The sequence below is a fragment of the Streptococcus sp. 27098_8_113 genome, assembly GCF_041432545.1.
In the GTDB taxonomy this organism is placed as follows: domain Bacteria; phylum Bacillota; class Bacilli; order Lactobacillales; family Streptococcaceae; genus Streptococcus.
Map to the genome: position 1 here is coordinate 58933 of NZ_JAPVZU010000009.1, position 20938 is coordinate 79870.

At 43.5% G+C, this 20938-nt stretch carries 21 protein-coding genes; all 21 read left to right on the forward strand.

What is annotated here, in order from left to right:
• Positions 1 to 291 precede the first annotated feature (291 nt).
• Positions 292 to 1083, forward strand: coding sequence for a Cof-type HAD-IIB family hydrolase (locus O3644_RS06475; protein WP_015605189.1), 792 nt, complete (start codon positions 292 to 294; stop codon positions 1081 to 1083).
• Positions 1083 to 1901 (forward strand): Cof-type HAD-IIB family hydrolase, encoded by an 819-nt coding sequence (locus O3644_RS06480; RefSeq protein WP_015605188.1) that lies wholly within the window; start codon positions 1083 to 1085, stop codon positions 1899 to 1901. The genes O3644_RS06475 and O3644_RS06480 overlap by 1 nt, the downstream gene beginning before the upstream one ends.
• Before the next feature lie 3 nt (positions 1902 to 1904).
• A complete protein-coding gene (ftsY, locus tag O3644_RS06485; RefSeq protein WP_371595335.1) occupies positions 1905 to 3413 on the forward strand; it encodes a signal recognition particle-docking protein FtsY in 1509 nt (502 codons plus the stop codon).
• Between the two features lie 156 nt (positions 3414 to 3569).
• A complete protein-coding gene (gene upp, locus O3644_RS06490; protein WP_015605186.1) occupies positions 3570 to 4199 on the forward strand; it encodes a uracil phosphoribosyltransferase in 630 nt (209 codons plus the stop codon).
• A gap of 170 nt (positions 4200 to 4369) precedes the next feature.
• Positions 4370 to 4960: an ATP-dependent Clp protease proteolytic subunit gene (locus O3644_RS06495; protein ID WP_015605185.1), complete on the forward strand. Its 591-nt coding sequence runs from the start codon at positions 4370 to 4372 to the stop codon at positions 4958 to 4960.
• Positions 4961 to 5047: 87 nt separating this feature from the next.
• Positions 5048 to 5317 carry a DUF2129 domain-containing protein gene (locus tag O3644_RS06500; RefSeq protein WP_061911464.1) on the forward strand — a complete coding sequence of 90 codons (270 nt, stop codon included), beginning with the start codon at positions 5048 to 5050 and terminating at the stop codon, positions 5315 to 5317.
• 100 nt (positions 5318 to 5417) lie between these two features.
• Positions 5418 to 6578 carry an ABC transporter substrate-binding protein gene (locus O3644_RS06505; RefSeq protein ID WP_045501074.1) on the forward strand — a complete coding sequence of 387 codons (1161 nt, stop codon included), beginning with the start codon at positions 5418 to 5420 and terminating at the stop codon, positions 6576 to 6578.
• A gap of 139 nt (positions 6579 to 6717) precedes the next feature.
• Entirely contained in the window at positions 6718 to 7599 is an 882-nt protein-coding gene (locus tag O3644_RS06510) for a branched-chain amino acid ABC transporter permease (RefSeq protein ID WP_371595336.1), read from the forward strand.
• Between the two features lie 3 nt (positions 7600 to 7602).
• The gene (locus tag O3644_RS06515) at positions 7603 to 8556 is read left to right on the forward strand and encodes a branched-chain amino acid ABC transporter permease (protein WP_371595337.1); all 954 of its coding nucleotides are present in this window, start codon (positions 7603 to 7605) and stop codon (positions 8554 to 8556) included.
• On the forward strand, positions 8556 to 9320 hold the full coding sequence (locus O3644_RS06520) for an ABC transporter ATP-binding protein (RefSeq protein ID WP_148886809.1): 765 nt from the start codon (positions 8556 to 8558) through the stop codon (positions 9318 to 9320). Before O3644_RS06515 ends, O3644_RS06520 begins: the two co-directional genes overlap by 1 nt.
• Entirely contained in the window at positions 9320 to 10030 is a 711-nt protein-coding gene (locus tag O3644_RS06525) for an ABC transporter ATP-binding protein (protein WP_045501076.1), read from the forward strand. The genes O3644_RS06520 and O3644_RS06525 overlap by 1 nt, the downstream gene beginning before the upstream one ends.
• A 762-nt stretch (positions 10031 to 10792) precedes the next feature.
• Positions 10793 to 11635, forward strand: a complete 843-nt coding sequence (locus tag O3644_RS06530) for an NAD(P)H-hydrate dehydratase (RefSeq protein ID WP_371595338.1) — start codon at positions 10793 to 10795, stop codon at positions 11633 to 11635.
• 222 nt (positions 11636 to 11857) lie between these two features.
• Positions 11858 to 12082 carry a helix-turn-helix domain-containing protein gene (locus O3644_RS06535; protein WP_005589514.1) on the forward strand — a complete coding sequence of 75 codons (225 nt, stop codon included), beginning with the start codon at positions 11858 to 11860 and terminating at the stop codon, positions 12080 to 12082.
• 102 nt (positions 12083 to 12184) lie between these two features.
• The gene (xseA, locus tag O3644_RS06540) at positions 12185 to 13525 is read left to right on the forward strand and encodes an exodeoxyribonuclease VII large subunit (RefSeq protein WP_371595339.1); all 1341 of its coding nucleotides are present in this window, start codon (positions 12185 to 12187) and stop codon (positions 13523 to 13525) included.
• Positions 13503 to 13715 (forward strand): exodeoxyribonuclease VII small subunit, encoded by a 213-nt coding sequence (locus O3644_RS06545; protein WP_005589516.1) that lies wholly within the window; start codon positions 13503 to 13505, stop codon positions 13713 to 13715. Before xseA ends, O3644_RS06545 begins: the two co-directional genes overlap by 23 nt.
• On the forward strand, positions 13712 to 14587 hold the full coding sequence (locus tag O3644_RS06550; RefSeq protein ID WP_048765769.1) for a polyprenyl synthetase family protein: 876 nt from the start codon (positions 13712 to 13714) through the stop codon (positions 14585 to 14587). Before O3644_RS06545 ends, O3644_RS06550 begins: the two co-directional genes overlap by 4 nt.
• Positions 14580 to 15404, forward strand: a complete 825-nt coding sequence (locus tag O3644_RS06555; protein WP_125383652.1) for a TlyA family RNA methyltransferase — start codon at positions 14580 to 14582, stop codon at positions 15402 to 15404. The genes O3644_RS06550 and O3644_RS06555 overlap by 8 nt, the downstream gene beginning before the upstream one ends.
• Positions 15388 to 15819 (forward strand): arginine repressor, encoded by a 432-nt coding sequence (locus O3644_RS06560; RefSeq protein WP_061423166.1) that lies wholly within the window; start codon positions 15388 to 15390, stop codon positions 15817 to 15819. The genes O3644_RS06555 and O3644_RS06560 overlap by 17 nt, the downstream gene beginning before the upstream one ends.
• A gap of 8 nt (positions 15820 to 15827) precedes the next feature.
• Positions 15828 to 17486 (forward strand): DNA repair protein RecN, encoded by a 1659-nt coding sequence (gene recN / locus O3644_RS06565; protein WP_371595340.1) that lies wholly within the window; start codon positions 15828 to 15830, stop codon positions 17484 to 17486.
• 52 nt (positions 17487 to 17538) lie between these two features.
• Positions 17539 to 18252 (forward strand): metallophosphoesterase, encoded by a 714-nt coding sequence (locus tag O3644_RS06570; RefSeq protein ID WP_371595341.1) that lies wholly within the window; start codon positions 17539 to 17541, stop codon positions 18250 to 18252.
• Positions 18253 to 18527: 275 nt separating this feature from the next.
• Positions 18528 to 20938 (forward strand): SHIRT domain-containing protein (locus O3644_RS06575; protein WP_371595342.1); only part of this gene is annotated, 2411 nt, incomplete at its 3' end.

Sequence of the window (20938 nt, forward strand, 5' to 3'; positions counted from 1 at the left end):
CAAATAGCAAAACATAAATTGAATTTAGGATAACTAAATATATAAAAAGTTTATGTGATGTTATTTTATAAAATAAAAAAGTAAATAGATATAGTATAAACAATATCAAAAACGGTCAGGTCATAGAAATATGATCTGACTGTTTTTCATCTGTGGAATGAAGTGTTAGTTTTATGATATAATATAAAGGATTAACAGAGATGAGAAATGATGGGGGTTGCCTAAATCCTTAAAAGATGCATACCCTAAATGCCCTTTGCACACCCCTAATTCAAAAAAGGAGATAATTGTATGATAAGACTCATTGCCACAGATATGGACGGGACTTTTTTAGATGACAAGGGTCAGTTTGATATGGAGCGGCTCAAGCACCTGCTAGCTCAGTTTAGAGAAAAGGGCATCTACTTTGCTGTTGCCAGTGGTCGAGGGATTCTCTCTCTTGAGAAGCTCTTTCATGAAGTTCGGGATGATATTATCTTTATCGCAGAAAATGGTAGCCTAGTAGAGTTTCAAGGAAAAGATCTATACGAAGCAACCATGCCAAGAGAATTTTATCTAAAGGTATTTGACAAGCTTAAGGAGTCGCCTTTTGTCAATATCAATGAGTTGCTTCTGACAGGGAAAAAAGGCTGTTATGTGCTAGAGACAGTAGATCCGACTTATCTCTCTTTCAGCGCTAATTATAATGAAAATATCCAAAAAGTTGCTGATTTTAGTGAGATTACAGACGAGATTTTTAAATTCACGACCAATTTCAGCGAAGAAACAGTGGCCGACGGCGAAGCCTGGGTCAATGAAAATGTCGCAGGTGTCAAGGCGATGACAACAGGCTATAAGTCGATTGATATCGTGCTGGACTATGTGGATAAAGGCGTGGCTCTTGTCGAGCTAGCTAAGAAGCTAGGCCTAGAAATGGACCAGGTCATGGCTTTTGGCGATAACCTCAATGACCTGCATATGATGCAGGTGGTGGGGCACCCGATTGCACCAGAAAATGCACGGCCGGAAATTTTGGCAGTTGCGAAAGAAGTGATTGGCCACCATGCGGCCCAATCTGTTATGACCTACATGGAGGGCTTATAATGGCTGATATTAAATTGATCGCTTTGGACTTGGACGGGACGCTTTTGACTACGGATAAAAAGATTTCTCAAGGGAATCTGGCAGCGCTCAAAGCGGCTCAGCAGCAGGGTGTCAAAGTTGTATTGACCACAGGGCGTCCGCTTAAGGCTATGGAATTTTTCCTGCATGAGCTGGGCACTGATGGTCAGGCAGATGAATACACCATTACCTTTAATGGTGGTCTAGTTCAGCGCAATACTGGCGAAATTTTGGATAAAACAGTTTTTGCCTACGATGATGTAGCTAGAATTTATGAAGAGACTGAGAAATTGGGTCTGCCTCTGGATGCGATTGATGGGGGCTTGGTTTATCAGATTCAATCAGACCAAGTATCGCTCTATGCGGAGTTTAATCCAGCTCTGAACTTTGAATCCATTGCTTTTGAAGACCTTTCTAGCCAAATTACCTACAATAAGTGCGTCACAGCCTTTGCTCAGGAACCGCTGGATGCAGCCATTCCTCATATTGCGCCCGAACTGTTTGACCAGTATGAGATTTTCAAATCACGGGAAATGCTGCTGGAATGGTCACCGAAAAATGTCCACAAGGCGACTGGTTTGGAGAAACTGATTGCCCACTTGGGAATTGATAAAAGCCAAGTTATGGCCTGCGGTGACGAAGCCAATGATCTGTCAATGATTGCTTGGGCTGGGCTAGGAGTTGCCATGCAAAATGCTGTGCCAGAAGTCAAGGAAGTCGCAGAAGTTGTCACTCCGATGACCAATGATGAAGATGCAGTTGCTTGGGCCATTCGGAAATATGTATTGAAGGAGAACTAAAGAATGGGATTATTTGACCGTCTTTTTGGACGTAAAAAAGAGGAACTTGAAGAAAAGCCCCAGTTAGAGGAGCAGGCAGAGGAGAGTTATCAGACTACAGAGACTGAAGTCCCATTTGAGGCAGAATCCCAGCCTCTTGCTGCTTCCAATGAAGAAACAGCGGAAACTCAGGAAGTAGAGTTTGTGTTAGAAGAGAAGATAGAGTCTACAGATTCAGCAATTTCTGAGCAGGAATTTGCCCCAACTACTCAACAAGCTGACTTATCTGAACCAGTGCTTGAAGACGAGGAAAGTCCTGAACAAGTTTTGGCTGAGGCAGAAGAGCAGTCTGAAACTTCAGCAAATCAAGCGTTGGAAAGTAGTAGCGAATCAGAAGCGGCGACTGAAAGCAGAGATTATTACCAAGAATTACAGGAACGTTTGGCTGCAGCGAGAGAGCAAATTAACTACGAATCAGAGCAAGAAGTATCTAGTGAGCAGGAAGCAAGCACTTCTTCAAAAGTAGACTCGACCGAGTATGGAGAAGAGGCAGAGGAAGAACTGACTCCCGCAGAAACATCTGAGATTTATACTGAATACCAAGAAGAGAGCGTCCAAGACAAGTATGACCGCAGTCTCAAAAAGACGCGGACTGGCTTTGGTGCTCGTCTCAATGCCTTCTTTGCTAATTTCCGCTCAGTTGACGAAGATTTCTTTGAAGACTTGGAGGAGTTGCTGATTACCAGTGATGTCGGTGTGCAGGTAGCTTCCAATCTGACTGAGGACTTGCGCTATGAAGCTCGTCTAGAAAATGCTAAGAAGCCAGATGCTTTGCGCCAACTCATCATTGAAAAATTGGTCGATAACTATGAGAAAGACGGCCGTTTTAATGAAAAAATCAATTTCCAAAACGGTTTGACCGTCATGCTCTTTGTCGGTGTAAATGGAGTAGGGAAGACGACCTCAATCGGTAAATTGGCCTATAAATACAAGCAAGAAGGTAAAAAAGTGATGCTGGTGGCAGCAGACACCTTCCGAGCTGGAGCCGTTGCCCAGTTGGCTGAGTGGGGGCGTCGAGTAGACGTGCCTGTCGTGACTGGTCCAGAAAAGAGTGATCCAGCCAGTGTCGTGTTTGACGGTTTGGAAAGAGCCAAGGCTGAAAATGTTGATATTCTCATGATCGATACAGCTGGTCGCTTGCAAAATAAAGACAATCTCATGGCAGAGCTGGAAAAAATCGGTCGTATTATCAAGCGGGTAGATCCAGCAGCGCCGCATGAAACCTTCCTAGCTTTGGATGCCTCTACGGGTCAAAATGCACTGGTTCAGGCCAAAGAATTTTCAAAAATTACGCCTGTGACAGGTATTGTCCTGACTAAGATTGACGGAACTGCGCGCGGAGGTGTTGTCCTTGCCATTCGTCAGGAATTGGATATTCCAGTGAAGCTGATTGGTTTTGGCGAAAAAATTGACGACATCGGCGAGTTTAATTCTGAGAACTTTATGAGAGGCCTCCTAGAAGGTTTGGTGTAATAGTCTATCTGATGGTGATTTGATAAAGCCTAAATTGAAATCAAACTCTTCTATCAAAAAGTAATTAAAATAGATGAAAAGGTTTGCTTGTTGCAAGCCTTTTTTCTTCTTTTTTGATATAATAAGAGGAATAAATTGAAAGAAGGAAATCCAATCATGGGAAAACTTGAAGTTATCGCTCATCCACTCATTCAGCATAAATTGTCTATCTTGCGTCGTACAGATACCTCTACTAAAGCTTTTCGTGAATTGGTAGATGAAATCGCAATGCTGATGGGATACGAAGTTTTGCGCGATTTACCACTTGAAGATGTAGAAATTGAAACACCAATAACGAAAACAGTTCAAAAGCAGATTGCAGGTAAAAAATTGGCTATTGTTCCAATCTTGCGGGCTGGTATCGGTATGGTGGATGGTCTCCTGAGCTTGGTTCCTGCTGCTAAAGTCGGCCACATCGGAATGTACCGTGATGAAGAAACCTTGAAGCCAGTTGAATATTTGGTAAAATTGCCAGAAGACATTGACCAACGTCAAATCTTTGTTGTCGATCCAATGTTGGCTACGGGTGGATCTGCTATTTTGGCTGTAGATTCACTTAAAAAACGTGGTGCAAGCAACATCACATTTGTCTGCTTAGTGTCTGCTCCAGAAGGTGTTAAAGCCTTGCAGGATGCTCATCCTGATGTAGATATTTTCACTGCTGCACTTGATGATCATCTTAATGAGCACGGCTACATCGTTCCAGGTCTCGGAGATGCTGGTGACCGCCTATTTGGTACAAAATAGAAATTCTAGTCTGTAATAGGAAAGTCCGGCCAATCCTGTGGATTTGTGCTTTCCAAACTAAAGATAATCTCAGCGCTGCTTTCTGTCATCCGACAGAGAAAGCAAATATTTGACCTTTTTTGACCAAAAAGTTATAATAATGAATAGATCGAATGAAGGAGAAAATATTCATGATTCCTGTAGTTATTGAACAAACCAGCCGTGGTGAGCGTTCTTATGACATTTACTCACGCCTTTTAAAAGACCGTATTATCATGCTGACAGGTCCTGTTGAGGACAATATGGCTAATTCTGTTATTGCGCAGCTGCTTTTCCTAGATGCACAAGACAGCACCAAGGACATCTATCTTTATGTTAATACTCCGGGTGGCTCTGTGTCAGCGGGATTGGCGATTGTAGACACTATGAACTTCATCAAGTCTGATGTGCAGACGATTGTCATGGGAATGGCAGCTAGCATGGGAACTATCATTGCTTCTAGCGGTGCTAAGGGCAAACGATTCATGCTTCCAAATGCAGAGTATATGATTCACCAGCCAATGGGTGGTACTGGTGGCGGTACTCAGCAAACAGATATGGCCATTGCAGCAGAGCATTTGCTCAAGACTCGTAAGACCTTGGAGCAAATTCTTGCAGACAATTCTGGTAAATCGGTTGAGCAAATTCACGCAGATGCAGAACGTGATTACTGGATGAGTGCCCAAGAAACTTTAGAATATGGTTTCATCGATGAAATCATGGCTAATAATAATCTTAGCTAGTTTTCATTTATAACTAGGAAAAAATGCCCCATTTGCGGGCTTTTTTTGATATAATCAATAGAGTACAAATGACCAGAGAGGATTGTCATGTTTAAAAAAGAGGAACGAATGGGCTTCATCATTCATCTATACTATAATCGCGATGCAAAGAAGCTGGCTCATGTTGGAGATATTATTTATCATTCTAAGAAACACCGCTATTTGCAGCTTTATGTGGCAAAAGATCAGGCAGATTCTCTGAAGGAGAGCCTGTCAAAAGAGTCCTATATCAAAAAAATCCAGACTTGCGAGATTCAAAATCTGGATACGGATTTTGTTGGAAGTTTATTTAGAAACCAAGAAAACGCTATTATTTAAAAAAATGGCTTCTTTGGGTTGACAATTGTCAGATAATTCGGTATATTCTTACTATATCATTTGCAAACATAGCAAAAAACAAAAATAGAGGAGATTATTCATGAAGAAAAAATTTGCACTTTCGCTTGTAGCTTTTGCTAGTGCTGCGCTTCTAGCAGCCTGTGGAGAAGTTTCTACAAACAACTCATCTGCTACTGGAACAGAAATCGGTAAAACACTTAAATTCGGTTTCAACTTTGAAGAAACTGGCGCTGTAGCAGCTTACGGTACTGCAGAACAACACGGTGCTCAACTTGCTGTTGATGAAATCAACGCAGCTGGTGGTGTAGACGGCAAGAAAATCGAAGTAACTGATAAAGACAATAAATCAGAAACTGCAGAAGCTGCAACTATTTCTACAAGCTTGGTAACTCAAGACAAAGTTAACACAATCATTGGTCCTGCAACTTCAGGTGCCGTCGCTGCCGCAATTGCAAATGCTGGTAAAGCAGGAGTTCCTTTGGTAACACCAAGTGCAACACAAGATGATTTGACAAATAAACAAGATTATTTGTACCGTGCAACCTTTACTGATGGTTACCAAGGTAAAATCATTTCTAAATATGTAACTGATACTTTGAAAGCTAAAAAAGTCGTTCTTTACTATGATAATTCAAGCGATTATGCAAAAGGAATGGCAGAAGCTTTCAAGAAAGAATACAAGGGTGAAATCGTTGCGACAGAAACTTTCGCTTCTGGTGACTCAGACTTCCAAGCAGCTTTGACAAAAATCAAAGGTAAAGACTTTGATGCACTGATTGTGCCAGGTTATTACACAGAAGCTGGTAAGTTGGTTAACCAAGCGCGTGGTTTGGGAATTAACCAAACAATCGTTGGACCTGATGGATTTAGCGATGCCAAATTCGTTGAGCAAGCAACTCCAGCAGCAGCAACTAATGTTTATTATGTATCTGGTTTCTCAACTTCAGGTGACATGACAGATAAAGCGAAGAAATTCGTTGCAGCTTACAAAGCTAAATATAACGAAGAACCTTCAATGTTTGCAGCCCTTTCATATGACGCAGTTTATATGGCAGCAGAAGCATCTAAGGGTGCAAAAACATCTGTAGATATTAAAGATAACCTTGCTAAGTTAAAAGACTTTGAAGGAGTTACTGGATCTATTACCATCGATAAAGATCACAATCCTGTGAAGACAGCCTTGATGATTGGTTTGAAAGATGGTAAAGTAGAAACTGTTGAAACAGTTAAACCTGAATAAAGGGTCTGAGGCTGGGGACAAACCCAGTCTTTGACTTGTTTCTTACTTGCTTATGATGTTTGAGTAGAGACGGCAAGACAAGGCTTCGTCTGAGATTGTTGTTTCTGCTCTTATTTTATATTAGAAAGAGTGGTGTGGAATGCTCGAACAATTTCTTCAGCAATTGGCTAATGGATTGATTTTGGGGAGTGTTTATGCGCTTCTGGCCTTGGGTTATACCATGGTTTATGGAATTATCAAACTGATTAATTTCGCGCATGGAGACATTTATATGATCGGTGCTTTCATGGGATATTACCTGATTAACACCCTTCACCTGAATTTCTTTGTGGCCCTAATTTTATCTATGGTTGGTACAGCAATCCTCGGTGTAGTGATTGAATTCTTAGCCTATCGTCCGCTGCGTAATTCGACACGGATTGCAGCCTTGATTACGGCGATTGGGGTTTCTTTCCTTTTGGAATACGGGATGGTCTTCTTTGTAGGTGCCAATACTCGTTCTTTCCCTCAGGTGATTGAAACAGTGCGTTATACGATTGGACCAGTTTCGATTTCCAATATCCAACTAATGATTTTGGGAATTTCTATTTTACTCATGGTTGGTTTGCAGTTTATCGTGCAAAAGACGAAAATGGGTAAAGCCATGCGGGCTGTTTCCGTGGATAGCGATGCTGCCCAGCTGATGGGGATTAATGTCAATCGTACGATCAGCTTTACTTTTGCTTTGGGTTCAGCCTTGGCAGGAGCAGCAGGGGTGCTGATTGCCCTTTACTACAACTCACTTGAGCCACTGATGGGAATGACCCCAGGTATCAAGTCTTTCGTTGCGGCAGTTTTGGGAGGAATTGGTATCATCCCAGGGGCAGCTTTGGGTGGTTTTGTAATCGGTCTCTTGGAAACTTTTGCAACAGCAGTTGGACTGTCAGATTTCCGTGATGCGATTGTGTATGCGATCTTAATTATCATTCTATTGGTTCGCCCAGCTGGTATTCTAGGTAAAAATGTGAAAGAGAAGGTGTAATGTATGAAAAATAATTTAAAAGTAAATGCGTTATGGCTTGCTCTGATCCTTTTTGGTTACCTATTGATAACAGTGCTTGCTAGTACAGGTATTCTCAATCCTTTCTATCTGCAAATCTTTGAGCAGATTGGGATTAATATTATCTTGGCTGTTGGCCTCAATCTTATCGTTGGTTTTTCTGGGCAATTCTCGCTTGGGCATGCTGGCTTTATGGCGATTGGTGCCTATGCAGTAGCTATTATGGGCTCTAAATCTCCAAACTATGGTACTTTCTTTATTGCTATGTTGGTTGGCGCTGTGATTGCAGGTGCAGTAGCTCTGCTTGTTGGTATTCCGACCCTGCGCTTAAAGGGAGACTATTTGGCGATTGCGACCCTGGGTGTTTCTGAAATTATCCGGATTCTGATTGTCAATGGAGGAGATCTGACTAATGGTGCGGCAGGTATCCTATCCATTCCTAACTTTACCTCTTGGCAGTTGGTTTATGTCTTTGTTGTAATTACAACTATTTTGACTCTTAACTTCCTCCGCAGTCCTATCGGACGTAGCACCTTGTCTGTTCGCGAGGACGAGATTGCGGCAGAGTCTGTCGGTGTCAATACAACAAAAATTAAAGTCATTGCTTTCGTTTTTGGAGCTATTACGGCTTCTATTGCAGGTTCTTTGCAGGCTGGATTTGTTGGCTCTGTTGTACCAAAAGACTACTCCTTTATCAATACAATCAATGTCTTGATTATCGTCGTTTTTGGCGGCCTTGGATCAATGACTGGAGCAATTGTTGCGGCAGTAGTATTGGGTATCCTCAATATGCTTTTACAAGATATCTCAAGCGTTCGGATGATCGTTTATTCACTTGCCTTAATCTTGGTGATGATTTTCCGTCCAGGCGGCTTGCTTGGTACTTGGGAATTGAGCTTGTCTAAGCTCCTTAAAAAGAATAAGGAGGTCAAAGAATAATGGCGCTTCTTGAAGTAAAAAAATTAACCAAAAATTTTGGAGGACTAACAGCTGTTAGTGATGTAAGTCTGGAATTGAACGAGGGTGAACTGGTCGGTCTTATCGGTCCCAACGGTGCTGGGAAAACAACGCTTTTCAACCTTTTGACAGGGGTCTACGAGCCGAGTGAGGGAACGGTCACTTTGGATGGTCACTTGCTGAATGGCAAGCAACCTTATAAAATTGCGACTCTGGGTCTCAGTCGGACCTTCCAAAATATTCGCCTTTTTAAAGATTTGACTGTGTTGGACAATGTATTGATTGCTTTCGGGAATCACCATAAACCTCACGTGTTGGCTTCTTTCTTCCGCCTTCCAGCATTTTATAAAAATGAAGAAGAATTGAAAGCGAAAGCTTTGGAATTGCTAGCCATCTTTGACTTGGATAAGGAAGCAGAAACCTTGGCTAAAAATTTGGCCTACGGTCAGCAACGTCGTCTGGAGATTGTCCGAGCGCTTGCCACAGAGCCTAAGATTCTCTTCTTGGATGAGCCCGCTGCTGGTATGAATCCACAGGAAACAGCTGAGCTGACTGCCCTGATCCGTCGGATTAAAAATGAATTTAATATTACCATCATGCTAATTGAGCATGATATGAGTCTGGTTATGGAAGTAACTGAGCGCATCTACGTACTAGAGTACGGTCGCTTGATTGCCCACGGCACACCAGATGAGATTAAGAATGACAAACGCGTTATTGAAGCTTATCTAGGAGGTGAAGCCTAATGTCCATGCTCAAAGTTGAAAATCTATCCGTCCACTACGGCATGATTCAGGCTGTCCGTGATGTCAGCTTTGAAGTCAACGAAGGAGAAGTCGTTTCGCTTATTGGTGCCAATGGTGCTGGGAAAACAACCATCCTCCGCACGATCTCTGGTTTGGTTCGCCCAAGTGCTGGGAAGATTGAATTTTTAGGCAATGAAATTCAAAAAGTGCCTGCTCAAAAGATTGTAGCTGCGGGGCTTTCACAAGTTCCAGAAGGGCGCCATGTCTTTCCAGGTTTGACCGTTTTGGAAAATCTTGAAATGGGAGCTTTTCTTAAGAAAAATCGTGAAGAAAACCAAGCCAATCTCAAAAAGGTCTTCTCTCGTTTCCCACGCTTGGAAGAGCGTAAGAACCAAGATGCAGCGACTCTATCTGGTGGTGAGCAGCAAATGCTAGCTATGGGCCGAGCGCTCATGTCTACACCTAAGCTCTTACTCTTGGACGAGCCGTCGATGGGGCTAGCTCCTATCTTCATCCAAGAAATCTTTGATATCATTCAAGATATCCAAAAGCAGGGGACAACTGTGCTTTTGATTGAGCAAAATGCCAATAAAGCACTGTCTATCGCAGACCGTGGTTATGTTCTTGAAACAGGAAAAATTGTTCTATCTGGAACAGGCCAAGAACTTCTCGCTTCTGACGAAGTCCGAAAAGCATATCTAGGTGGCTGAAACAATCCGGTGGATTGTTTCAGGTTGCAGATGGGAGCTCGCGAGAGCGAGTTTTCGTTTATTAAGGTTCAGTGGACCTTTTTAAGTTGCGGATAAAGAAAACAGAGTTTTCTTCAAAATGTCTGGGAGACATTTTTAGGTTGTTGATAGAAAGTTACGGTAGTAACTTAACATTTAGAAAAGGTCCAATGGACCTTTTTTGTTTTCAAGATAAATTTGTTTATTTGGATGAGCCGATAGCTGTTTTTGGTTACAAGCAAAGAGTTGCATTGGCAACTACATGTTTTTTAAAATCAGCTGGGTCTTTTTTAGATGAGGTTAGAGTTTCGTGGTATAGTTTTCTTTGATGAAAGTCCCCATTTTTTAGGTACTGTGGTAGTAAGCAATGTAACAGTCCCACAGAAATCTTGCTCTGAATTTATTTCTTCATTTTAAGTATCGAGCGAAAATATGGTAAAATATGAGAGAAGAAAAATTGCTCGGGTCGAAATGAAGAATGGAAATTTCGGAAAAAATTGTCAAAGTATAGGATATACGTATTAGCGGTAACTGGTGAGATGGAGAGTCATTTTAGCTTTTGATTTTGAAGTGAAAAAAGATAATGCTTTTTGTTGGCCTCAACACTGTTCTCTTACGCAACTAGAATTCAATAAAGATATGCTTATGAGGGATAGAAAATGGCAGTTAAATTTCTTTGCTTAATGTGCTTGAGCGGGTAATATTGGTTTTTGGAAACATTTAAATGGCTATAGAGGATCAAAGATGAAACTAGTCAGTGACAGGCTTTTGAAAAAGGTTATTATAAATCGATCGCCAGACAGTCATAAAGGTGACTATGGTCGTTTGCTATTGATTGGTGGGACCTATCCTTACGGAGGGGCTATTATCATGGCTGCTTTGGCCGCAGTAAGGAGCGGAGCTGGTTTGGTGACTGTTGCAACTGAACGGGAAAATATTCCCGCCCTCCATGCTCATTTGCCAGAGGCTATGGCCTTTGATTTGTGGGAGCAAGAGCGGCTGATGGAGCAGATCCGCAAGGCTACTGTTATTTTAATCGGACCGGGTTTGGCTGAAAATTCTTTAGGGAAATCGGTGCTGCAGTTGGTTTTACAGCTTGTAAACAAGCAACAAATCTTGATTATGGATGGGGGCGCTACCTCGCTTTTTGCCAAGCAAGCTCTGCCTTTTCCAAACTCCCAGACAATTTTTACCCCTCACCAGAAAGAATGGGAAAGCTTGTCTGGCTTGCCCATCGAGTCACAGGACGAGAAATCTAGTCAAAAGGCTGTTGACCAATTTCCTAAGGGGACTCTAGTTGTACAGAAAAGGAACGGAACGCGAGTTTTTCAGAGTGGGGAAAAGGATGTTTATCAACTGCAGGTTGGTGGCCCCTATCAAGCAACTGGCGGTATGGGAGATACCTTGGCAGGAATGATTGCCGGCTTTGCCGGTCAATTTGAGCAGGTTTCACTTTTTGAAAGAGTAACAGCTGCGACCTACTTGCATTCAGCCATTGCGGATGAGTTAGCCAAAGAAGTTTATGTGGTGTTACCGACAGAATTGAGTCAACAAATTTTAACTTGGATGAAAAATTTTAGTCAATAAATCTTGGGAGGCTTGGAAAAATCCGAGTCTCTTTTTGTGATTTTGGGAATCTTGTCCCGACTGGGAAAAACTAGGATTTTTCTTCTTTTTCACATGATCTATTTTTTAAATATATATTAAAAAAGTTAATACGATAGAAAACTTTTTTGTGCTATAATAAAAACAAAGTATGAGAGTTAAAAGTATAAAAACTAGTAGAAAAGGATAAGTGCGGAAAGTGCCATGTCAGAGCTAAAAGTAGCAATTGGGAAAAAAATTCGAGAACTGCGGGAACAACGTAAAATGACAAGGGAATTGCTGTGTGAAGATGAGACTCGTTTGACGGTCAGACAGCTAGCTCGTATTGAGGCGGGCGATTCGATTCCTAGTTTACTAACCTTAGAATTCATTGCGCAACAGTTGCGCATTGAAATGTATCAAATTATTAAGGAAAGTACAAAATCTTAGTGATTTTTATCATGAAAATTGGGAACTTGGAAGCACTGACTTCCTCCATTTTTTGGTATAATAAAAGTTACGGCAAATACTAGAAAATAGAAAGGGAGCGACATGCCAGATTATTTATCGGTTTCTACTTTGACCCGTTATCTGAAGATGAAGTTTGACCGAGATCCTTATTTGGAGCGGGTTTATCTGACAGGTCAGGTCTCCAATTTTCGCAAGCGCCCCAATCACCAGTATTTTTCCCTTAAGGATGAGAAGGCAGTGATTCAGGCGACTATCTGGTCAGGTGTTTATAAAAAGCTTGGTTTTGAACTAGAAGAGGGCATGAAGGTCAATGTCATTGGTCGCGTGCAGCTCTATGAGCCAAGTGGTTCCTATTCGATTGTCATTGAAAAGGCTGAGCCAGACGGCATTGGCGCCTTGGCTGTTCAGTTCGAGCAGCTCAAAAAAAAGCTGGGTGAAGAAGGTCTTTTCCAAGATAAGTTTAAACAGCTCTTACCTCAATTTCCTAAGAAAATTGGGGTGGTGACCAGTCCTAGCGGGGCTGTCATCCGAGATATCATCACGACAGTCAGCCGCCGTTTTCCAGGCGTGGATATCCTGCTTTATCCGACCAAGGTTCAGGGCGAAGGAGCGGCCACCGAGGTAGCTACTAATATCAGTCGAGCCAATGAGCGAGAAGATTTGGATGTTTTGATTATTGGTCGGGGCGGCGGGTCCATCGAGGATCTTTGGGCTTTCAATGAGGAAATCGTCGTACGAGCTATATTTGAGTCCCAGATTCCGATCATTTCCAGCGTGGGGCATGAAACGGACACGACGCTGGCTGACTTTGTGGCAGACCGACGAGCAGCAACCCCAACAGCAGCAGCAGAATTGGCGACACCAGTCACCAAGCTGGATCTTCTGGGGCATTTGAGTCAGCAGCAAAATCGTCTGTCCAATGCGGCCTCCAACCGTCTTTCCTACCAGCGGGAACGTTTGCACAAGCTGGCTTCCTCTGTTATTTTTCGGCAGCCAGAGCGACTTTATGATGGCTATCTGCAAAAGTTAGACCAGCTCAATCTACGATTAAAGCAAAAAATTCGCGAATATTATAGTGAAGAAGTCCAGCAGGTCAAGATTCTCCAGCATCGCTTGGAATCTCTGTCACCTCTGCGGCAGGTGCAGCGCTATCAGGAGCAGGTTCACCAGCAAGAGCGCTTGTTGCGTAGCAATATGGCAGTGATTTATGACCATAAGGTGGCTGAAGCCAAACGGCTGTCAGATGCGCTACTCATGCTGGATACCAGTCGCATTGTAGCGCGGGGCTATGCTATTATCCAAAAAAATGAAACAGTAATCGAGTCCAGTCAGGATATCAAGAAGAAGGACCAGTTGACCATTCTCATGCGGGATGGTCAAGTCCAAGTTGAGGTAAAAGATGTCAAAAGACAAGAAATTTGAAGAAAACTTAGCTGATTTGGAAGCCATTGTCCAGAAGTTGGAAAATGGGGATGTAGCCTTGGAAGAGGCCATCGCTGAATTCCAGAAGGGCATGCAGCTGTCTAAAGACTTGCAAAAGACGCTGGATCAGGCAGAGAAGACCTTGGTCAAGGTCATGCAGGCGGATGGCACGGAAACGGATATGGAATGACAAGAGAGCATAAAATCAGGCAAATTGGCCTGACGATTCAAGAATTTTATCAGAGCAAGGAAGTGTCAGCGGATTTGACTGAGACCATTCTCTATTCTGTCGAGGCTGGTGGCAAGCGGATCCGCCCTCTCTTGCTTTTGGAGTTGCTGGAGGGATTTGGTCTAGAATTAACTCCCGCTCACTTTCAGGTGGCAGCAGCTCTGGAGATGATTCACACTGGCAGCCTGATCCATGATGATTTGCCAGCTATGGATAATGATGACTACCGCCGAGGCCGTCTGACCAGCCACAAGAAATTTGGGGAGGATATGGCCATTTTGGCGGGAGATTCTCTCTTTTTGGATCCTTATGGTTTAGTGGCAATGGTAGAGCTCCCTAGTCAGGTCAAGGTGGATCTGATAGCAGAGCTGTCTTTGGCGGCTGGTTCCTTTGGTATGGTGGCTGGGCAGGTTTTGGATATGCAGGGAGAAGGCCGCAAGTTGACCATGGACCAGCTCCAGACCATCCATGCCAATAAGACAGGTAAGCTCTTGGCCTATCCTTTTGTAGCGGCTGGGATCATTGCTCAGACTGGTCAATCAGTTCTAGGGAAGCTTCGTCAGGCGGGAGAGCTCTTGGGTTTGGCTTTTCAGGTGCGGGATGATATTTTAGATGTGACAGCCAGTTTTGAGCAGATCGGTAAGACACCGCAGAAGGATCTGGCGGCTGAGAAATCAACTTATCCAGCCTTGCTAGGCTTAGATGGAGCCAGAGACTTTTTCGATGAAACGCTGGAACAAGCGAAAAGTCTACTGGGGCAACTAGAAAAAGAAAGTGATTTTTCAGCGGAAGAAATTCAAAAAATAATAGAAAGTTTGAGACTGGATGGCTAAGGAAAGAGTGGATGTACTGGCCTATCGACAAGGCCTCTTTGAGACCCGAGAACAGGCCAAGCGCGGAGTGATGGCAGGCCTAGTCGTGGCGCTTGCGAATGGAGAGCGCTTTGATAAGCCGGGTGAAAAAATCGATGATGGAACAGAGCTCAAGCTCAAGGGAGAAAAACTTAAGTATGTCAGTCGGGGCGGCCTGAAATTAGAAAAGGCTTTGCAAGTGTTTGGCCTTTCGGTGGCAGACCGAGTGGCCTTGGATATCGGAGCTTCAACTGGAGGATTTACCGATGTCATGTTGCAGGCGGGAGCACGACTGGTCTACGCTGTTGATGTCGGAACCAACCAGTTAGCCTGGAAACTTCGCCAAGATGAACGGGTTATCAGCATGGAGCAGTTCAATTTTCGCTATGCGGAGCCAGCTGATTTTGCCTTTCAGCCCAGCTTTGCCAGCATTGATGTTAGCTTTATCTCTCTTAGCTTGATTTTGCCAGCCCTCTACCAGATTTTAGAAGAGGGAGGTCAGGTCGTGGCTTTGATCAAGCCTCAGTTCGAGGCTGGCCGCGAGCAGATTGGTAAGAAGGGGATTATCAAGGACAAGAAAGTTCATTTGGCGGTGTTGGAAACCGTGACAAGCTTTATGCTGGAAGCAGGTTTTTCAGTTAAAGGTTTGGATTTTTCTCCAATTCAGGGCGGGCATGGCAATGTTGAATTTTTAGCCTTTCTGGAGAAAAACGAGCAGCCGAAAAATGAGCTGGAGCAAGACTTAGTTGCTGTCGTAGAGGCAGCCCACAGGGAATTTAAAGATGAAGAAGAAGGATAGATTAGAGAAAATCAGACGATTTGTCAGCGAATTTGAGATTGGCACCCAAGAGGAAATCGTGGAACATCTCAGGGAATCTGGAATTACAGCGACACAGGCAACGGTTTCACGAGATATCAAGGAGCTAGGGATTGTCAAAATCCCTTTTAAAGATAATACCTATATCTATGAGCTTCCCAAAACAGCTACCAATAGTCTGAAGCTGGCAGAAAATAATATTTTGGCCTGTCGAAATCTAGGAAATATGCTCAATCTTAACCTAGTACCAGGGAGTGCGGCGGTCGTCAAGCGTCATCTGAGCAAAGAATTTGCTGAGGAAATTTTCAGCATCATTGCGGATAATGACAGTATCCTAATCGTTGCAGTAAGTGAAAGTGCAGCCCAAAAAGTCACGGCTGAAATCAATAATTGGTAGGAAAGTCTATGTTATTAGAAATTTCGATTAAAAATTTTGCTATTATTGAGGAGATTTCCCTTAATTTTGAGCAAGGTATGACGGTTTTGACCGGGGAAACCGGAGCCGGCAAGTCTATTATTATTGACGCGATGAACATGATGCTGGGCAGCCGTGCTACGACGGATGTTATTCGTCATGGAGCGCCTAAGGCTGAGATAGAGGGACTTTTTTCGCTGGAAAATAGCAGAGCTTTGCGAGAGATTTTTGAGGAGCAGGGCTGGGAGCTGACCGACGAGCTGATTATCCGTCGGGAAATTCTGCAAAACGGCCGCAGTGTCAGCCGTATCAATGGCCAGATGGTGAATCTGTCAGTTCTAAAGGCTGTCGGTCAGCACTTGGTGGATATCCATGGTCAGCACGATCAGGAAGAGCTGATGAGATCCCAGCTTCATATAGCCATGCTAGATGAGTTTGGCTCAGCAGACTTTTTGCATCTCAAAGGCCGCTATCAGGAAACCTTTGACCGCTATCGAAGTCTACGCAAGCAAGTCCTGACTCTGAAGAAAAACCAGCAGGAGCATAAGGCCAGAATTGAGATGCTGGAGTTCCAGATGGCGGAGATTGAGAGTGCAGCTCTCAAAAGTGGTGAAGACATCGCCCTGCATCAGGAACGAGATCGATTGCTCAACCACAAGCTCATTGCCGATACGCTGACCAACGCCTATACCATGCTGGATAATGAAGACTTTTCCAGTCTGGGAAATGTCCGTTCAGCTATGAACGACCTTGAGTCTATCGAGGATTACGATCCAGCCTACAAGGAGCTTTCAGGCAGTTTGTCGGAGACTTATTATGTCTTAGAGGATGTCAGCAAGCGCCTAGAGGATATTTTGGATGGACTGGATTTTGACGGAGATCGTCTGCTGCAGGTGGAGAGTCGCCTAGACTTGATTAACAGCATCACACGTAAATACGGTGGCCAAGTAGATGATGTGCTGGAATATTTTGCTCAGATTTCCAAAGAATACAGCCTCTTAACTGGCAGTAACTTGTCCTCAGAGGATATGGACCGAGAGCTAAAGGCCTTGGAGAGAGAGCTGGTAGAGCTGGCCCAGGAGCTGAGTCAGGCTCGTCACGGCTTAGCAGCACAGCTGGAAGCGGAAATCAAGCAAGAGCTGCAGGATCTCTACATGGAAAAGGCGCGCTTTAAAGTGCAGTTCAGTAAGGGCAAGTTCAACCGTGAAGGCAATGAGCAAGTAGAGTTCTACATCTCAGCCAATCCGGGAGAGGATTTCAAACCTTTGGTCAAGGTTGCGTCTGGCGGGGAACTCTCCCGCCTCATGTTGGCGATCAAGTCGGCCTTTTCTCGTAAGGAAGGCAAGACCAGCATTGTCTTTGACGAAGTGGATACGGGCGTTTCTGGCCGTGTGGCCCAAGCCATCGCTCAGAAGATTTACAAGATTGGCTCCAACGGCCAAGTCTTGGCCATTTCCCATCTGCCGCAGGTCATTGCGATTGCTGATTATCAGTTCTTTATTGAGAAGATTTCGGATGAGAATTCGACCGTCTCAACGGTACGCCTGCTGACGGCTGACGAGCGTGTTCAGGAAGTTGCTAAGATGCTGGCTGGCGAAGATGTGACGGAGGCTGCTTTGACTCAAGCCAAAGAATTATTAAAGAAATAAACAAGCGAGACTGAGACACTAGTGTTTCGGTCTCCTTTAGAAGGTGGCGCGTATGACAGAATATTTTGCAATTGGTGATGTCCATGGTAAGGCTGGCATGCTTGATGAATTGCTCCAGCATTGGGACGGTCGTAGCCAACTAGTCTTTCTAGGCGACTTGATCGATCGTGGCGAAGACAGCCGAGCAGTTTTGGAGTGGGTCAAGGACTTAGTGGACCAAGAAGGAGCTGTTTGTCTGTCTGGCAATCATGAGTATATGTTTCTGACCTGGCTGGACAATCCTGAAAAGTCTTATGACCACTATCGACGCAATGGCGGAGATACGACAATTAATTCGCTTTTAGGCCGGCCTCTCAAAGCTCCTGTAGATGGACTAGCAGACGCGGAACATGTCAAGACGGAGGCGGCCGATTTAGTAGATTTTATCCGTCAGATGCCTTTCCTATTGGAGACAGAGCAGTACATTTTTGTCCATGCCGGCCTAGATTTGGAGCTGAAAGACTGGCGAGAGACCAGTGATTATCAAAAAGTTTGGATTCGCGCGCCATTTCATGAAGGCAGCAATCAGACTGGCAAAACGATTGTCTTTGGCCATACACCGACATTTTACCTCTTGCATAAGGCACCAGGAACTGATCAGCTATGGATGACTGAGGATGGCAAGATTGGCATGGATGGCGGAGTCCTCCACGGAGTTCTCTTTGGTCATAATGGCATCATAGAGCGGTATGCCATAAAAAATGATGGTTTTGCTGCGGAGGACTGAGAAGGTATCTACAAATGCCAAAATAGTTTAACTTACTAGCGTCTCGAATATTCCCTGCCAATAGAAAGAAATCAAAAAGATTGAAGAAGCACTTTTAGTGCTTTTTCAATCTTTTTTCGTACTCAGGAGATAGAAGTACAGTCAATACCTATTTTTACTTATGATGATTATTCATTTTATAGGAAACCAAAAACGCGAAGAATAGGCTCTCCTAATATGCAATTATCGCTATTTATGCTATAATAGTTGCCAATAAAGTAAAAGAGGAGGAAAGGATGTCTTTTCAGGATAGAAAGATAAAATATTCAATCCGCAAATTATCAGTTGCGACTGTGTCCCTTGCGATTGGATTTTTGTTTGCACCCACTGCGATTGGAGTGGACCAAACAGTCCACGCCGATGAGCTCGAATCTACAGCACAAGTGGGAAATAAGTCAGATAATCAAGCCTCAGAAGGAGCGTCTGAAGCAACAAAAGTAGAAAGTCAAGAGACAACTTCAACAATGGCTTCTGCGTCAGTACAAGCAGAGACTAAAGAGGACAATAAAGCTATCTTAAAATCTGCTACCCCTACTGTGACAGAGACAAGTCAAGTGACAGATTCAACTGCTCTTAGAAATTCTCAACCAGCTGCTGAAACGGTTCAGCCATCCACAGAAGGAGCTGCCCAGCTGCCCTCTGCAAACGTTAGTCTGAAGAAGAGTGCTTTAGAAAACTATCTCAAAGAGTTGCGCAATAAGGATTTTTCAAGGAAAACAGATGAGAGTGTAGAAATCCTTAATGATTTGATGACAGCGGCTGATAGCGTGCTTCAAACTGCGACAAAGCAAGAAGAAATTGATAAAGTTTACCGAAATCTGGTAACCTTCGTTAATTCGGGACTTCGTAATAAAAATTCGAAAGTCATCTTGGGAAAGGATAAGATTCCTTCAAAAGAAGCAGAGTCTGGAGACACTTCTTCTAAAGGAAAATTGCCTGAGGATTCTGCAAAACAGACTGATACTACCTACAGAGTAGAATACAAATTTAAGAACTCAACTCCGATCTATCCTCTGCCCAATAAGATTCGCTCAATGCTTCCAGCTGCTAGTGAATTTGTAGCTCAAGCGGATGATTACAAAGATGTGATTCAACTTGAGACAACTACAGTAAGCGTTCCAACTGGTACTTGGACTTTCCATGGTTTTGATACAGCTAAATATGGAAAAGCTATTGCAGGAACGAAAGTCAAAACTATAACTGGAACGTGGAGCTTTGAGCCAAATGGTGTCGACTATGAGTTCCAGTCAACCAATCCTGATATTGCATTACCAGATTATATCGCCAAGCTGACTCCGAAAAATCCAACTGATTATAAGATGGGCGACCTGTTTCTTACAGAAGTAGATGCTGAGCAACCAAGTGAAACAACTTATGTTGATAGAGCAAATAAGGTGACTTGGAAATTCGAAGGATACGATAAAGAAAAAGTCATTATTGGAGTAGGAAGACGGACTTTTGTTGGAAGATGGGCCCCTACTCCCAATCCAGAATATGTATTCAAATCATCTAAAGCAGGTGTCCCATTGCCACAAAGTATCTTGGACATGCTTCCGAAAGATGAGGCCTCTTACAAGGTTGGCGACACAATTGTATCCAAACAACCGGCTAAAGAATTAGTAGAAGAAGTTGAAAAAGATTACATATGGACCTTCAAGGGATACGATCACAAGAATGCAACTTATGATGGCAAGCGCGTGATATATACTGGTAGATGGGAAGTAACGCCTAGACCGCACCATGTAAGCTATCGTTTTGAGAGTGGGACGACTGGCCTTTCTTTACCTGACTTTATCCAGAAGAAAACACCAAAAGACACCTCAACTTACTACAATACACAAAAAGTTCTACCAGAAGAATTGACTACAACGACTTACACAGATGATGTGAACGATGGTATCTGGACTTTTGTTGGTTACGATGCCAAAAGTAAGATTGTGAAAAAGGCTGATTTAGCTTTCATTGGTAAGTGGGAATTTAAGGCGAATCAGTATCAAGCCGCTTACCGATTCGAAAGTGCAACCGCAGGGAAAGATCTTCCATCAGCTATCACAGCCTTATCTCCAAATGATAGTACAAGTTATGTAAATGGCGCAGCAGTTTCAGCCAAACAACCTGTTCAAACGACTTATACAGACACAGTGAATGACGGTGTATGGACCTTTAAGGGCTATGCTGCAGATAGTGCAGTCGTGAATAAGGCAAATGTGAATTTTGTAGGCAAATGGGAATTTAAGGAAAACCAGTATCAAGCCGATTATCGTTTTGAAAGTGCGACAACCGGCAAAGCTCTTCCATCAGCAATCACAGCCTTGACTCCAAGCGATAGTGCGACCTATCTGAATGGTGTTGCAGTTTTGGTCAAGCAACCAATCCAAACCACTTACATAGATGATGTGAACGATGGTATATGGACCTTCAAGAGGTATATTCCAGCTGGCGCAGTGGTTAATAAGGCAGATGTTACCTTTGTTGGTAAGTGGGAATTTAGAGCCAATAAGTACCAAGTAACATACCGTTTCGAGAGCGCAACAGCAGGTCAAGCACTTCCAGCAGCCATCGCAGCATTGACCCCAAGCGACAGTGATTCGTATGTGAATGGTGCCTCTGTTTCCGCTACACAACCATCACAAACCACTTACACAGA